The following is a 14,342-nucleotide window of genomic DNA, read 5'->3' as shown; positions in this document are numbered from 1 at the left end:
TTTAAAGCACGCTCACAGTCAGATGTAATGGTGCCTATGCTTTGAGCTCCGTGCCCACAAAGTTCGACGTGGTAGTGATAGGTGCAGGGCCAGCAGGCTCCGCGGCAGCTTATACTTTAGCCAAGGAAGGCTTCAAGACGCTTCTAATAGATCGAGGCAGGGGAGGGGGCGAGAAGGAGCTCTTTGGCGGAAGGGTTTACGCGCAGCCCCTTAGAGAGGTCTGGCCAGAGCTTGACAAGGAGGCCCCTATACAGAGGTGGGTCACGCGTGAGAGGATAAGCATGGTTAACGGTGATGAGGTTTTCACTGTCGAGTATAAAAGTCCTGCCGGCAAAGGCTTCACAGCCTTCCTGCCTCAACTCACGTCGTGGATGGCGCGCAAGGCTGAGCAGGCCGGGGCCCTTTATGTTAATGAGATAACGGTAGATGAAATAGCGTTCAGGGATGGTAAAGCGGTAGGGGTGAGGAGCGGCTCTGACACCATAGAGGCTGATGTGGTCATAGACGCAGAAGGTGCCAATAGGCTCCTGCTTGAGAGGGCCGGCCTAGTGAAAAAGCCTAAACCGGATCACGTGGCCCTTGGAGTTAAGGAAGTGCTTAGAACCGGCGCCACGCAGCTTGAGGCCTCATTTGGCATTGACTCGAACGAGGGCGTCTCCTGGGTTGTGGTGGGTGACATAACCAAGGGCGTTCCAGGAGGAGGTTTCATATATACCAACAAGGAAACCGTTAGCATAGGTGTGGTTCTCCACCTAAAGCACGCCATAGAGGCCATAGAGGCTGGCTCTCTGAACCAGCACGTTTACGAACTTGTTGAAGGCTTTAGGCTTCACCCATTTTTCAGGAGGCTTTGGCGTGACGCCACAATTTCAGAGTACGGAGGCCACCTAACAATTGAGGGAGGACTTAAGTTCGCCCCTGAGAGGTTTGCCTATCCAGGCCTTCTAGTAGTTGGTGACGCGGCTGGGCTGCTTTTAAGTACTGGCATAAACTACCGCGGTGTCGACTTTGCGGCCTACAGCGGCAAGCTTGCCGCCGAGGCCGTTAAATATGCCAGGGACCACGGAGGCTTCACCTATGACAACATAAGTGTCTATGAGACTTACCTCAAGAATAGCTTTGTGTACAAAGACCTCAAGAAGCACCTGGCGGCGGAGATGCTGATGAACGACCCAACGCTCTTTGCAAAGCTGCCTAGGATAGCCTTGGGCCTCTTCAGGGAACTTTACGAGCAGGACTACTCTACTCCAACGCCTTACGAGGCCCTGATATCAGTGCTTAGCAACGAAAATATCGGCCTATTTAACCTCTTGCCATTAACTCTCTCGGTGGTGAGGTCCTTATGAGCGCTCAACAGGCCAAACAGGAGCCTCAGCCCATGAAGCTGGAAGACATACTTCAGAGCGACGTCTGGAACGTCGACGAGGAGCCTCACATAGTGGTAGACTATACCAAGTGTGAGAAGTGCCCTGCCAAGCCATGCATTTACCTATGTCCCGCAGGCTGCTACACTCTGGCCGGCGACAGGATAGTCTTCAGCTACGAGGGCTGCGTGGAGTGCGGCACCTGCAGGGTGATTTGTCCCATGGATGCAATAACTTGGAACTATCCCAAGAGCGGTCATGGTATTATTTTTAGGTTCACATGAGGGGTGAGCGCATGAGGATAGTGGTAGGCATAAAGTGGGTCCCTGGGACTCAGTCGGTGAGGATAGACCCCAAGACCGGTACCCTGATAAGGGAAGGAGTTCCGAGCATAGTCAATCCGCACGACTTACCTGCAGCTGAGTTGGCCCTCAGACTGAGGGACAAGTATGGCGGCGAAGTAATAGCCATCTCTATGGCCCCTCCCCCAGCAGCGAAGGGCCTCGAGTACCTAGTAGGCATGGGTGTCGACAGGGCAATACTAATAACTGACAGGGCCTATGCTGGGGCCGACACCCTGGCTACAAGTTATGTTTTGGCTAACGCGATAAAGAAAATTGACAAGGAGATAGGTAAAGTCGACCTAGCTGTCTTCGGACAGGAGACCACGGACTCCAGCACTGCTCACATAGCTGCACAGACCGCCAGCTGGCTTGAGTGGCCTTACATATACTATGTCCGAAACGCATGGCTAACGGAGGATGGAAAGTTAAGGGTAGAGAGGATACTTGAAGAGGCCATAGAGGAGTGGGAGATAGATCTTCCAGCCATAATAAACGTTGCTATGAAATCCCTGAAGCCAAGGCCTGTCACGCTGATTAATAAGATAAGGTTTAAGGCAAACCCCAGCATCATGATGAGTTGGACTAATAATGATCTAAAGCTAGACCCAAGGTGCACCGGACTTAAGGGCTCGCCAACCGTTGTTGCGAAGACCGTCGACGTCCCAGAGGTGCCAAGAAAGAAGCAGGTCTACGTGCCCAAGAATGGCGAGGATGCCGCCAAGTGGATACTCAAGTCGCTGCTTTCTGATGAGAAGACCTCCAAGGCGCTGATAAAGGCCCTCAAGGAGGGAGGTGAGGCAGCATGAGCCAGTGGGCAGCTTCCCCTTCAGCGGGCTCGCAGGACTGCGACAAGCTTTGCCCTGAGTGGGAGTGCAGGGACAACAGCGAGTACAGGGGCGTCTGGGTTATAGGCGAAGTAGACGAGAATGGCATTATAGAGCCGAGCCTGCAGATGTTAACGCCAGCTAAGAAAGTGGCGAGCAAGCTTAACGTTAAGATAACTGGCGTACTCCTCGGCAGCAATGTAAAGGGGTTCGCGAGTCAGTTCATAGAGTATGGGGCTGACGAGGTCATAGTAGTCGACGATCCTCGCCTCTCTTCCTATGCGCCCAACGTCTATGGGGAGGTCGTGGTGAGCTTAATTAAGAAGTACAAGCCTGAGATGGTCTTCGTGGCTGGCACTATGAAGGGAAGGGAGCTGGCGCCTTACATAGCCAACCACCTGAGGACAGGAATAACTGCTGACTGCACAGACTTTGACGTTGATGAGAAGACCAGGGACGTCTTCCAGATAAGACCGCCCTTCGGCGCTGTGCTGCTGGCATACATAAGAACGCCAAACAGAAGGCCTCAGGTGGCTACGGCAAGGCCCAACGTGTTCCCCTTGCCTCAGCGCGATCCGAGCAGGAAGGGAGAGATAATAGAGGAAAAGGTGGATTATGTACCCCAGCCTAAGGCAAGGCTCGTCTCGCGCAAGGTAGTGCCAAGGACTGAGGTGCCCATAGAGAAGGCGGAGCTGGTGATAGGCGGTGGCAAGGGCCTCGGAACTGCCGAGGGCTTCAAGATGCTGCAGGAGCTGGCCAACGTCATGGGCGCTGTCGTGGGAGGCAGCAGGAAGGCCGTAGACTTAGGCTGGATACCTCATGAAAGGCAGATAGGGCAGACGGGCAAATCAATAAAGTCAGTCATATACATGGCTGTTGGCATAAGCGGCGCGGCGCAGCACATGTTCGGCGTGAGGGAGGCCGAGGTCGTGGTAGCCATAAACAAGGACCCAACGGCACCTATCTTCTCACAGTGCGACTATGGCGTAGTTGCGGACTATCGCGAGGTCATATCACATCTGATAAAGATGCTTAAGGATCTGAAGGAGCAAGTGAAGAGGGGCGAGACCCCCAGGATAGAGTGACCTGATTTGAGCCAGGGGGAAGACGAGCGACTGAGGCTTTTTGAGAGGAGCCTTAGCAGGTTTGCTGGGGTTCTTGGACTTCGTGTCAATGTTGAGCTCTCCAGGAAAGTGGAAGAGGTTCAGCTGAAGATAATGGATGATGTAACAAAAGTCATTGACAAAATCTGGTCCCAGGGCCTAACCCTGCAGGACCTTTTGGCAAGGCTGAGCAATGACGGGGTCCTAAGGGAGGAGGCGGTCTATGCATCTAAGGCCATCGGTGAAAGCCTGAACCCTGACTCCGTAGATGACGTGTTGGCAAGTGCCATCTCTGGCGACGTCTCCCAGGAGGGGGCAAAAAGCACCCTAATAGCATTCCAGGCTATAGCGAGGGCCTATGCCAGCAGGTACTTCAAGGAGAACGGCTCCATAGAGCACCTGTCGCCCTACTGTCCCCTCTGCGGGGCGGAGAGCCGCACCATGGTTAAGAGGGGGGACAAGTACGTGATGGTGTGCCACCTCTGCGGCTATGAATGGGTCATTGGCAGGGGCTCGCCCGTTTGCCCCTTCTGCGGAAATGACAATAAGTTTAAGCTTGGAACCTTCATGGACAAGGAGCGGAAGTACGGCCTTATGTTCTGTCAGGAGTGCGGCTCTTACTGGAGAGTTATTTGGGATGAAGAGATGGCTTCGGCGCCCAGCATAGTTCTGCCGCTCTTAGCTATGGCTGCTGAGAGGTTCAGAACTGCCCTGCCCAAGGATATTGTCAATAACTCTCAGGAGCCTGATGCTGAGGTTTCGTTGAACAAGGAAGAGAATGAAACCGAAGGTAAGAAGTGAGTAAAGCCAGAGCGGATTAAGGGCTGTCACGCTCTGCTGCCCAGAAAGGCCGCCTTCAGCTAGGCCCTCTCTCGCCATCAACCTCTCCAGGTAAGCTCCAAGTATGGGCATGCCTATTATAATCATATAGGCAGTCATCATTGCGGCTATTCCAATGACCTTAAACAGCATGTTATATCTCCTCCCCAACATTACGTCAAGGACCCTTGAGACTATGAGCAGGAAGGCCATCTCCATAGCAGACCCTACCATAGCCGATGTGAGCCCCACCAGAGAGAGGTCAACCGAAAACGTAGTAGGCCGCTTCAGGGCATAAGAAGTTATGGCAAGTATTATGCCTAATGACATAAGAACCGGGCCCAGCTGGGCTTCGGAGAGGTGGCTTAGATAAGCTCTTGTGTTAACAAGCCTGGGGTCTGGCCGCCCTCCTTCCTTCTGCCCTTGCGTGCCCATAATGGTCACCTAAGGTTCCGACACAGCGTCTATATTAAGTACGTTCGAAAGATATTTAGCCATGAACTTAGAGTCAAAGCCCCGCGAGGCGTCAACTATGACTTTCCTTGGCCTTGACTCCCTTATGTAGTCCACCACCTCCCAGAAGGTGGCATGGTCGCTAAAGGAAACTCTGTAAACTTTATCATTAACCTTAACAGCGGGGCCCCGCCTTTCGGTACCGGTAAGTATCACGTGAACAGCTGGCACCCTTATCATTGACGAGGACTTGGATAGGTGAATAAATGCTATGGACCCTGGGAGAAGCTCATCCCTGCTGTAAAGTCTCACGTCACCTAGTTCCACGTTATAAAATTTTGAGGCTATCTTAGCAAGCTTTAAAGTGGTCTCGTCAGCCAGGAAGGCGCTTGAAACGCCTCTTATCCTCAGCTCTACCATTATTTCTTGAAGTTTTCCATTATAACCATATATTATTATGGGGTTGTTAGGCGACTCCGCCTCTATAATATTGACTAGAGCTCCCAGGGCATCCCACTCGGTTCCCTTTCTGGACAGGTGAGGACTACCGTAGGTGGCGTCTACCACTAGGACGTCAAGGTCTTGCATGGGAGGGGTGCCAGGCATCTTGAAGTCACCAGTATAGCCAGCGGTGCCCTGAGGAGTTTCCACCATTACCTGGGCGCTTCCAGCTATGTGCCTTGACGGTATCAGCTTTAACCTCTCATCGTCAAATTCTACCTCTTTATAATAGTCAAGCAGCAGCGCCTTGCTCTGAGGTATCGAGTACCCTAAGACCTTAAGGAACTCGTGGGTGATAGGAGTCGCTGCAATGAACAGGCTCTCAGAGATGCTCCGGCTAAGGTACTTGGTATGGTCTTCGTGGGCATGGGTGACGACCCTTATAGGCCTTTTATGGTAGGAGTCGGCCACTACATTGTTCCCTAATAGTATTGCTCCGTTCGGCATCACAGCAGCTAACAAGCTGTACCCCCTGCTGGCCAGCTTGTCCAACTTAAAAATAGCCGCTATAGAGTGGCAGGCCCTGGTCCCGCCGCGGGGAATTGAACCCCGGACCACCCGGTGTCGGCCGGAGGGGCTAGGCCTCCAGCCGCCCCGTCCCACTACAGCCGGGCGCTCTGACCGCTGAGCTACGGCGGGCCTGCCTGGTATCCTGTCCGTGCCCTGTTGTTTTAAGCCTTACTGAAATCACCGTAGTAGAGAGGTTTCCATAAGACTTCATGATTTGCTGTTGCCTTCCTTTCCACGAGATAGGGAGGTGAGCGCTCAATATTAAATAGCTCCATTCTAGCTCCAAGTAGCAAGGGCTTTACGATATCAGCTAGTTATGGCTATCAGAGCAGAGGAGCTTAGAGAGGCCCCTAATGTTACCAACCGCGTTTTGAAAAGCTTCGTAGACACTGTCATGAATCTTGTACTCTGCGGCCTCCTCAGCTAACGTAGAGCTTATGTTAGCTAACAGTAGATCGGCCTCCCTTAGCTCTTGGCACAAACCGTCCCTATCCAGCCCATTAGAGGCCACGTAATCCGCGATTGCACTAAAGTAGTCGCACATAAGCTCTGCAACGACTGCCGAGGAGGCGCACAGTAGTCTGGTGTAGAGAGGCATTTCGGCAAAAGATCTATAACCTCTTGACTTGGCGCATTCTTCCTCCAGCGTTTTTGCGTCTACACAGCCTGGGCGCAGCTCCGAGAGCCCGAACTTGACAGCTCTCCACAGGAGCTCGTAATACTCCTCATGTAAGGACGAGCTCACAGTTCACTCCTTGATAGTATAAACATCTCTTCGCTTAAAAGAGCAAGTTTATTTTCTCTCTTTTATAGCTTTATTTTGAGAAGGGAGCAGAGATGTGTGCAGAGGAGAACAACGAGAAGTCGGTTAAGTACTCTGACATGGTCTATGAGATGCTTAAAAACGACATCCTTGGCAGGCGTTTTGAGCCCAAGGACAAGCTCAGCGAGACGACGCTAGCTAAGCTCTACAACGTAAGCAGGACACCCGTGAGGGAGGCGCTTCACAAGCTTGAGAAGGAAGGGCTTGTAGTGAAACTCAGTGATGGATATCACGTTTCTTTCCTGACGAAGGAGCAAATACTTAAGATATTCGAGGTAAGAGCCGTCCTTGAAGCTTTGGCGGCGGAGAAGGCAGCCGAAAACAGGGACCCAGCTATGCTCAGTAAGCTAAGGGAGGCGGCTGAGAATTTCAAGAAGGCCGACAGGAGCAACCCGCTGGCCCTGGCCCAGGCTAACAGCTACTTCCACGACATAATAGCCGACATGAGTGGCAACGAGTACCTGAGGGATATACTCAAGGATCTAAGGAACAAGTTGGCTATAGTCAGGGTGGATCTATTTGCGTCGAGCAATAGAGTTGAGCAGGAAATAGAGGAGCACTGGAGAATCTATGAAGCCATAGAGAAGGGGGACCCCAAAGAGGCTCACGATGCAGCGCTCAGGCATCAGATGAACTTAATCGAGTTCATAAAGTCAAAGAGAATGGTTGGGGGCATACTAGTTTAATTTTAAATGAGGCGTCGGCATTAACTTGCGTTGATTAAAATGGCTCAGGCGATTGGCCGCCTGTAGCTGCAGGTAAATGACGTTAGCCAATGAAGTTGAAGGGCGATAAGGCTTTGCTATTGGCCTCCCCTCTGTCAGAAGGGGATAGCTGCCGTTGTGCTGTCACGTGGCTAAAGGTGCTCTCTGCGGCGGAGCATGTATTTAGTCTACTTTAAAAGGCTAATCCGAGATTGAGAGAAAAGGTGAAGCGATGTGTCGCTGAGACTTGGAGCCTTACCTCAGTTTAAGGTGCCCCCCAAGGGAGAACATTATGATGTGCTTATAGTAGGCGCAGGGCCTGCAGGGCTTTCGGCGGCTGTCTATGCGTCAAGGTTCCTGCTCAAGACTGTGGTGGTCTCCGAGGACGTCGGAGGTCAACTTAACTTAACTAACGTAGTTGATGATTATCCTGCCACGCTCTCGATTAGCGCGACAGAACTCATATCACGCTTCAGGGAGCATGCCGAGAAGCTCTTTGGGGTCCCTATCTACACTAACATAACTGTCCAGAAGTTCTCCAGAGAGGGCGATGAATATCACGTAACTGGGACGAGAGGGCTGGACGTTTATTCTAAGACGATAATACTTGCCGTCGGTTCTAGGAGAAGGAAGCTAAACGTGCCTGGCGAAAACGAGTTCGCCGGCAGGGGCGTAAGCTACTGCAGCATCTGCGATGCGCCGCTCTATAAGGGCAGGGAAGCGGCTGCAGTGGTAGGAGGTGGCGACGCGGCCTTTGAAGGAGCCATACTGCTTTCAGGCTACGTGAAGAAGGTGTACCTGATACACAGGAGGAGCGAGTTCAGGGCAAAGCCATTCTACGTCCAGGAAGCCATGTCAAGGCCTAACATAGAGTTCGTCCTCAACTCGGTGGTTACAGAGATTAAGGGCGACAAGGTGGTTAGGAGCGTTGTAGTAAAGAACAACGTCGACAACAACATTAGAGAGCTTAACGTGGACGGAGTGTTCATAGAGATAGGTTTCGAACCCCCTAAGGACTGGTACCAGTCCTTAGGCCTAGAGGTTGACGAGCTTGGCTATGTGAAGACAGACCTGTGGATGAAGACCAACCTTCCTGGAGTCTTTGCTGCAGGCGACGCGATAAGCCTGTGGCGCGGCTTCAGGCAGATAGTTAATGCAGCCGCATCAGGGGCTATAGCCGCCTACAGCGCCTACACATACTTGACAGAGCACGGGCTTGTAAGGAGGCCCGCGCTGGCTAGCAGGGAGGCAAAGTAAGTTGGAGGAGAGGCAGGTAGAGGAGAAAGAGATTTACAATACGCTGAACCAAAAGCTTGTAAAGCAGGGCTACCACATAATAGGTAACCACAGTTCTGTAAAGAAGTGCTACTGGAATCACGCCGCCCTCGTCGAAGGGAGGTTCTGCTACAAGGGCAAGTTCTACGGCATAGAGAGCCACAGGTGCATACAGCTCAGCGTCACCAACCATTGGTGCTGGAACGCCTGCCTTCACTGCTGGAGGCTCAGGCCCCAGGATGTTGGAATAGAGTGGAACGAGACGCGCATGCCGTTCGCTGACGACCCTAAGGAGATAGTGGAGAAGGCCATACAGGAGTACCGGAGAATCATAAGTGGCTACAAGGGGAGGCCAGGCGTCTCGCCCCAGATGTACAAGGAGGCCACAGTGCCAAAACACGTGGCTATCAGCCTGACCGGCGAGGCCACGCTTTATCCCAGGCTGGGCGAGCTGATAAGGGAGTTCCACAGGAGGGGCATATCAACGTTCCTGGTCACAAGGGGCGTGAGGCCTGACGTACTGGCTAATCTGGAGGAGGAGCCTAATCAGATCTATATTAGCCTAGAGTCGTGGGACAAGGAGTCCTACAATTACTTCAACAGGCCCCTGGTTCCAAGGGCGTGGGAGCTGACCCTGGAAACCTTGGAGATGCTTCCAAGCTTCTCTTCAACAACCGTTTACAGGATAACCATAGTTAAGGGGTACAATGATAACGAAGCGGCGCTCAAAGGCTTCGCTAAGCTTGTAGACCTAGGCAGGCCTGACTACATAGAGGTAAAGGCGTACATGTATGTAGGGGCCAGCAGGGGAAGGCTGCGCCTCGACAATATGCCAAGGCACTGGGAGGTTAAAGAGGTGGCCAAGAAGCTCAGCGAGCTCACAGGGTATCCGATAGTCAGTGAAAGTATGCCTAGTAGGGTTGTGCTGCTCTCCAAGCTTGAAAAGCCCATAAGGTACGGCGACGCTCCAGTTGACTGGAACTCGCCGGACATGCCAGCGCCAGGAGAGTACGAGGACACTGCATGATTTACATGATTCCAAAGGTTTCGGGGCCAAGAAGCGATGATAGGATTTATTTACTCACGCCAGAAGGTTTTAAAGAAAGAGCGCATCTAAGCCCTATGATGAGGCCTCGCATCGCTGCCGAGCTGATGTAGCAATGGAGAAGGGTGCAAGCCCTGAGGGTTCACCCTTTGAGAAAAGCGACAGGGAGATAGCCAGGATTATGATTAAGCTGCTCACTAACTATTGGTCGTACTTTACTAAGAACGAGGAGGTAAACAGCGACGGTATGAGGCTCTTGGCATCAGCCTTAAGATATGCTAAGGGGGCAGCCCCTCAGGTTAGGCGTGCCCTCAGGGAGTCTATAAGGAGGCCGACGCTTCACAACGTGTTAAGGGTATGCGAATCCCTGGGCCTAGACATGAGCTATATATGCAGGCTCGTGTCAATGGCAGAGCTGGGGGAAATTTATGGTTACGGCGATTATAGCCTCACTGCACCTTGTCAGCAGTAGTAGCGTCGATGGCCGCTGAGAACTCCTTCGCGCATTGCATGCATTTGTTGCGAGCGACTTCAGCAGCACCTGCATAGCCCACCACATAGCACCCTATAATCTCACTGCGTTTTTCAGTGATGAGCACAACAAGCGTGCAGTCCTCAGAGCGTTTAACATAACAGAGTTTTACGCCATTATAGTTAAGTGTCTTCTCGCAATCAACTCTTACACCAGGCTTAAGTCCTACATCTGCGTCAACTATGAAGGTTTTCAACCCTCCGGACTCAAGCTTAATCACATAGTTGCCATTCAACAGGTTTTTCTCAATCATCAAGGAGACCCGGCTGGTCATTCGCTTATCACAGGCGTGGCAAGTACCAGCTCCGAGCCGCAGAAGGGGCAGCGATACTTCAGCGACCTGGCATCTGCCGCGCAGAAGTACGCGTCAAGGGTTTTTGCGCACTTTGGACACATATAGACGGCCTCAAACCTCCTGCTCCCTGGCCTCTGGCCGCTTAAATCCAGCAGCCTCCCGCACACTCTGCATCTGACCGTTGTCCAGCCGAGCGTTCCCATTGCATTAACTCCCCTTACCTTACCTACTGTCATAGTCCCAGGCTCCACCTCCGCGAGCGTAGGTCTACACAGACTTAAAACCTATCGTTTTAGCAGGCAGAGCAGAGGAAGGGTGTAGAGCTTGCTAGGAAAGCTGGCGATCTTAACAATAGCCTTATTCGCAGCAACGATAATAGTGGGCTCCATAGGTATAGCGTTTTACTATTCCTATAGGTCCACGTTGCTCACAATAACAGCACAGAGGCCCCTGGGCCTTGTCCTCTCCAAGGTCTCATCGCTTGAGTATAAGATGTATGTTTCTCCTTCAGGGGATACGTACTATGTCACGCTCAAGAACTACCCTAACAGGACAGCTTATATCATTCTCACTAATTCATCGGGTTACGAGCTCGGCTTTGTGGAGTTTGGATATAACAGCACTAACATAACATGGATTTACATAAACATAGGGGGCGTTAAGCAGAACGTGAGCGACTCTAATATGTCCTCTTACATCACACCCTTGCTGACGAGCGCAAGTATATCATATAACCCATTCACGGGCACTATATCGCTTGAGGCGTTCCCTGGCCTTGGGCCTCTCTATGGGCTCTCGTACTTCAGTTCATATTATAACATAAATTGGAAGGATCTCCTTGATGGCCAGCCGGGAAGCACCGACGCCACCGTAGGGTACCTATTCACGCCAATAGTGTTTAACGGCAAGAGCTACAGGGGCGTCGAGATAACCATTACACCGCAGACCTCATTCCTAGGCACTAGCGGTGCTTATAGCGTCAGTGCGGGAGTAATCAACCTAGATGATGTGCCGGTAGCAGCGCAAATTACTGTCGGGACAGGGGTTGCGAACTATATTTCCATGACCCTTTTAAACTTAACAGCCTATTCTTAGTGTAAACTCGTTTTCTTATAAAAGCGCTAGAGATGCCCACGTTTTCTGACGAAGAGAAGCCAAAGGCGGACCCGGGGGGATTTGAACCCCCGACCATCGGCTTAGAGGGCCGACGCTCCGTCCTGGCTGAGCTACGGGTCCCAAAGGACTAAGGGTGCTTATTGCTTAAAAACATTGTCAGGGCGCACGCCGGGAAGGCTTGTCTAAGGCTAGGAAACCGCTTTTTAACCCCACAGAGTTCCTTATACACCGCGTAAGGCTAAGGCTGCAAAGAGGTGTCAAGACGTGCCCTTGCAGCAAGATGCCCTGATAGAGTATATAAACAGGGCGCTTTCGCTCTCCAAGAAGACGAAGTTCGAGCAGGCGGTAGAACTCATAGTTACCCTCAAGGACTTTGATGTCAAGAGCCCAGAGGGCAGACTGAGGGAAGTGGTATTCTTACCTCATAAACCTGCCAAGGACCCAAACGTCTGTGTGGTGGCTGCGGGCGACCTTCTACTTGAGGCTAAGAAGCTTGGCGTAACCACCATTTCAAGGGACGATCTGAATGCTATGCGTGGCGACAAAAAGAGGGTCAAGGCCATAGGCCGCTCGTGCGACTGGGTTCTTGTTCAGGCCGACCTCATGGGCCTTGTTGGCAGCGTCCTGGGCCCAGCCCTAGGACCGAGGGGCAAGGTGCCAACCCCTATACCGCCCAGGGCCAACTTGGCAGAGCTCGTCAACAACTATAAGAGGGCTGCCTGGGTCAGGATCAGGGGTCAGCCACAGATAATGAGCAGGGTAGGAACTACTTCAATGAAGCCTGAGGAGCTTGTTGATAACGTAAATGCCGTCCTCTCCGTGGTGGAGTCAAGGGTAGGGGCAGCCAAGATAGGAAGCATTTATATAAAGACTACTATGGGTACACCTGTGGAAGTGCCGCTGAGGTGATGTTAACATGGCAACAATGATCCAGAAGAAAGGCAGACTCGAGCCGCCAGAATATAAGAGACAGAGGGTGGCAGAGCTCGAGAAAATATTTGCAGAGAACAGGTATGTTCTCTTCGCTGACTTAGAGGGGCTGCCTGCCAAGCAGCTTCAGATGATAAGGAAGGAGCTCCGCGGCAAGGCAATAATGACTGTGGCCAAGAAAAACCTTGTCTACTTGGCGCTCGAGCGCCGTGGCCTTAAGAAGGAGAAGATAGAGCCTTACCTTAAGCACGGAGTTCTTGTGATAGCAACAAATGAGAACCCGTTCCTGTTAACCTTGACAATAGATAAGCTGAAGATGCCCGCGCCAGCCAAGCCAGGGCAGGTGGCAACTAAGGACATAGTAGTACCCGAAGGCGACACAGGCATCAGGCCTGGCCCCATGGTAAGCGTGTTTGGAAAGCTTAAGATACCCTACGAAGTCAGGAAGGGAACCATATACATAAAGAGCGACACGGTCGTGGCCAAAAAGGGCGATGTTATATCGCCTGACCTTGCAAGCCTTCTGCAGCAGCTAGGCATACAGCCCATGGAGATAGGGCTTAACGTAGTTGCGGCATGGGACGGCGAGACGGTCATACCTGGCGATATGCTGCACATAGACCTCGAGGCAACAAAGAACGACATAATAAGGTCAGAGCAGGAGAGCACCTACCTTGCTAAGACTATAGGGTTCTTCGAGGTGCCTGAGGTTGTGCAGATGCTGGCAGTTGAGACAGAGCTAGAGGCTCTCTCGGTGATAAGGGCTGGAGAGCTAACGTTAGACGCTGATACTGCCAAGACTGCTATTGAGCAGGCGGTCGCTGAGGAGACCTCTGTCATAGCGGCTCTCGGCGATAAAGCTAAAGAGCTAGGCCTTGAGGTGGTGCAGGCAGCGCCTGCGGCGGCTCCTGCGCAGGCGCCTGCGCAGCAGGGAGGGGAGCAGAAGAAGGAGGAAGAGAAGAAGAGCGAGGCCAGCGAGGCTGACATCAGCGCAGGCCTCTCAGGGCTCTTCGGCTCGTAGCGCTTTTGTTTAGAGAAAGCGCATCTCTTGTGACTACTAGTTTGTAAGGCCCGCCGGCAGTGGCATAGACTTCCCCTTTCTCTGGCTGTAGGTAATCTTAAGCTGCATCAGAAGTTCCCCTTAAGATCCCTAGTTATAGAGAGGCAAGGCCTTAACATACGATGTCCTTAGTCAAGTTAACGATATGACGGCATTGTTGAAATACCTTTTGAAAGGCCTCAGCCCTTGTCTATGGTCTTGCGTCATGCTAAGCATCAGGTCTTAGCCAACGCGTTAACTCAGCAACATTCTTTATAACTCCCCCGCTATAACAGCTACTGGAAAGGGGTTGATGGAGTATGGCACAGGAAGGCAAGGCCTACGTGCATGCGGCCCTTGCACTTTACTACGCGGGGGCCCAGATAAACGAGGACAACCTTAAAAAGGTAGTTGAGGCCCTAGGCCTTCAGGTAGACGACGCAAAAGTTAAGATGCTCGTTGCCAGCCTCTCGCAGCTAAACCTCGAGGACGTCCTTAAGAACGCCACTGCAGTGAGCGTGGCTGCCCCAGCAGCAGCGCCTGCGGCGGCTCCTGCGCAGGCGCCTGCGCAGCAGGGAGGGGAGCAGAAGAAGGAGGAAGAGAAGAAGAGCGAGGCCAGCGAGGCTGACATCAGCGCAGGCCTCTCAGGGCTCTTCGGCATGTGA

General features: G+C 52.3%; 18 protein-coding genes and 2 tRNA genes. 14 read left to right on the top strand and 6 right to left on the bottom strand.

Annotated features, from left to right (window positions below):
* The first annotated feature begins 50 nt into the window (after positions 1–50).
* From ACP5H1_RS02280 to ACP5H1_RS02255, 6 genes are all read left to right on the top strand, one after another.
* Complete coding sequence (locus tag ACP5H1_RS02280) at positions 51–1,346, top strand: FAD-dependent oxidoreductase (RefSeq protein ID WP_427971305.1); 1,296 nt, start codon at positions 51–53, stop codon at positions 1,344–1,346.
* Complete coding sequence (locus ACP5H1_RS02275; protein ID WP_013266185.1) at positions 1,343–1,648, top strand: ferredoxin family protein; 306 nt, start codon at positions 1,343–1,345, stop codon at positions 1,646–1,648. The genes ACP5H1_RS02280 and ACP5H1_RS02275 overlap by 4 nt, the downstream gene beginning before the upstream one ends.
* Positions 1,649–1,659: 11 nt before the next feature.
* On the top strand, positions 1,660–2,514 hold the full coding sequence (locus ACP5H1_RS02270; RefSeq protein WP_427971211.1) for an electron transfer flavoprotein subunit beta/FixA family protein: 855 nt from the start codon (positions 1,660–1,662) through the stop codon (positions 2,512–2,514).
* Positions 2,511–3,617, top strand: a complete 1,107-nt coding sequence (locus ACP5H1_RS02265; protein WP_427971208.1) for an electron transfer flavoprotein subunit alpha/FixB family protein — start codon at positions 2,511–2,513, stop codon at positions 3,615–3,617. The genes ACP5H1_RS02270 and ACP5H1_RS02265 overlap by 4 nt, the downstream gene beginning before the upstream one ends.
* A 6-nt stretch (positions 3,618–3,623) precedes the next feature.
* Positions 3,624–4,436 carry a formate dehydrogenase accessory protein FdhE gene (fdhE, locus tag ACP5H1_RS02260; protein ID WP_427971205.1) on the top strand — a complete coding sequence of 271 codons (813 nt, stop codon included), beginning with the start codon at positions 3,624–3,626 and terminating at the stop codon, positions 4,434–4,436.
* 169 nt (positions 4,437–4,605) lie between these two features.
* The gene (locus tag ACP5H1_RS02255) at positions 4,606–4,752 is read left to right on the top strand and encodes a hypothetical protein (RefSeq protein WP_427971203.1); all 147 of its coding nucleotides are present in this window, start codon (positions 4,606–4,608) and stop codon (positions 4,750–4,752) included.
* 146 nt (positions 4,753–4,898) lie between these two features.
* Here ACP5H1_RS02255 and ACP5H1_RS02250 read toward each other — a convergent pair whose 3' ends face one another.
* The 3 genes from ACP5H1_RS02250 to ACP5H1_RS02240 form a co-directional block, all read right to left on the bottom strand.
* Complete coding sequence (locus tag ACP5H1_RS02250; protein WP_427971201.1) at positions 4,899–5,900, bottom strand: MBL fold metallo-hydrolase; 1,002 nt, start codon at positions 5,898–5,900, stop codon at positions 4,899–4,901.
* A gap of 32 nt (positions 5,901–5,932) precedes the next feature.
* Positions 5,933–6,047: transfer RNA gene (locus ACP5H1_RS02245), tRNA-Tyr, on the bottom strand.
* A 181-nt stretch (positions 6,048–6,228) separates the two neighbouring features.
* Positions 6,229–6,663, bottom strand: coding sequence for a hypothetical protein (locus ACP5H1_RS02240; RefSeq protein WP_427971199.1), 435 nt, complete (start codon positions 6,661–6,663; stop codon positions 6,229–6,231).
* Positions 6,664–6,755: 92 nt separating this feature from the next.
* Here ACP5H1_RS02240 and ACP5H1_RS02235 point away from each other — a divergent pair, with 92 nt between their 5' ends.
* The 4 genes from ACP5H1_RS02235 to ACP5H1_RS02220 all read left to right on the top strand — a co-directional run bounded on the left by ACP5H1_RS02235 (position 6,756) and on the right by ACP5H1_RS02220 (position 10,237).
* Complete coding sequence (locus ACP5H1_RS02235; protein WP_427971197.1) at positions 6,756–7,427, top strand: GntR family transcriptional regulator; 672 nt, start codon at positions 6,756–6,758, stop codon at positions 7,425–7,427.
* A 252-nt stretch (positions 7,428–7,679) separates the two neighbouring features.
* A complete protein-coding gene (locus ACP5H1_RS02230) occupies positions 7,680–8,702 on the top strand; it encodes an NAD(P)/FAD-dependent oxidoreductase (RefSeq protein WP_427971195.1) in 1,023 nt (340 codons plus the stop codon).
* Between the two features lies 1 nt (position 8,703).
* Positions 8,704–9,747: a 4-demethylwyosine synthase TYW1 gene (twy1, locus tag ACP5H1_RS02225; protein ID WP_427971193.1), complete on the top strand. Its 1,044-nt coding sequence runs from the start codon at positions 8,704–8,706 to the stop codon at positions 9,745–9,747.
* A 133-nt stretch (positions 9,748–9,880) separates the two neighbouring features.
* Positions 9,881–10,237 carry a hypothetical protein gene (locus ACP5H1_RS02220; RefSeq protein WP_427971191.1) on the top strand — a complete coding sequence of 119 codons (357 nt, stop codon included), beginning with the start codon at positions 9,881–9,883 and terminating at the stop codon, positions 10,235–10,237.
* Here ACP5H1_RS02220 and ACP5H1_RS02215 read toward each other — a convergent pair.
* On the bottom strand, positions 10,215–10,550 hold the full coding sequence (locus tag ACP5H1_RS02215; protein ID WP_427971189.1) for a hypothetical protein: 336 nt from the start codon (positions 10,548–10,550) through the stop codon (positions 10,215–10,217). The genes ACP5H1_RS02220 and ACP5H1_RS02215 overlap by 23 nt on opposite strands.
* 17 nt (positions 10,551–10,567) lie before the next feature.
* Entirely contained in the window at positions 10,568–10,828 is a 261-nt protein-coding gene (locus tag ACP5H1_RS02210) for a hypothetical protein (protein WP_427971187.1), read from the bottom strand.
* Positions 10,829–10,916: 88 nt separating this feature from the next.
* Between ACP5H1_RS02210 and ACP5H1_RS02205 the strand changes: the two genes are divergently transcribed.
* Positions 10,917–11,687 (top strand): hypothetical protein, encoded by a 771-nt coding sequence (locus tag ACP5H1_RS02205; protein WP_427971185.1) that lies wholly within the window; start codon positions 10,917–10,919, stop codon positions 11,685–11,687.
* Between the two features lie 66 nt (positions 11,688–11,753).
* Here ACP5H1_RS02205 and ACP5H1_RS02200 read toward each other — a convergent pair.
* Positions 11,754–11,828, bottom strand: a tRNA-Arg gene (locus ACP5H1_RS02200).
* A 144-nt stretch (positions 11,829–11,972) separates the two neighbouring features.
* On the opposite strand from ACP5H1_RS02200, the gene ACP5H1_RS02195 reads away from it, so the two are divergent.
* The 3 genes from ACP5H1_RS02195 (at position 11,973) to rpl12p (ending at position 14,342) form a co-directional block, all read left to right on the top strand.
* Positions 11,973–12,617, top strand: a complete 645-nt coding sequence (locus ACP5H1_RS02195; protein ID WP_427971183.1) for a 50S ribosomal protein L1 — start codon at positions 11,973–11,975, stop codon at positions 12,615–12,617.
* 7 nt (positions 12,618–12,624) lie between these two features.
* Entirely contained in the window at positions 12,625–13,659 is a 1,035-nt protein-coding gene (locus ACP5H1_RS02190) for a 50S ribosomal protein L10 (RefSeq protein WP_427971181.1), read from the top strand.
* Between the two features lie 338 nt (positions 13,660–13,997).
* Complete coding sequence (gene rpl12p, locus ACP5H1_RS02185) at positions 13,998–14,342, top strand: 50S ribosomal protein P1 (RefSeq protein WP_013266166.1); 345 nt, start codon at positions 13,998–14,000, stop codon at positions 14,340–14,342.

Source organism: Acidilobus sp., assembly GCF_049973875.1.
In the GTDB taxonomy this organism is placed as follows: domain Archaea; phylum Thermoproteota; class Thermoprotei_A; order Sulfolobales; family Acidilobaceae; genus Acidilobus.
The sequence above is the reverse complement of the archived record's forward strand: the minus strand, read 5'-3'. Positions and strand labels throughout refer to the sequence as shown.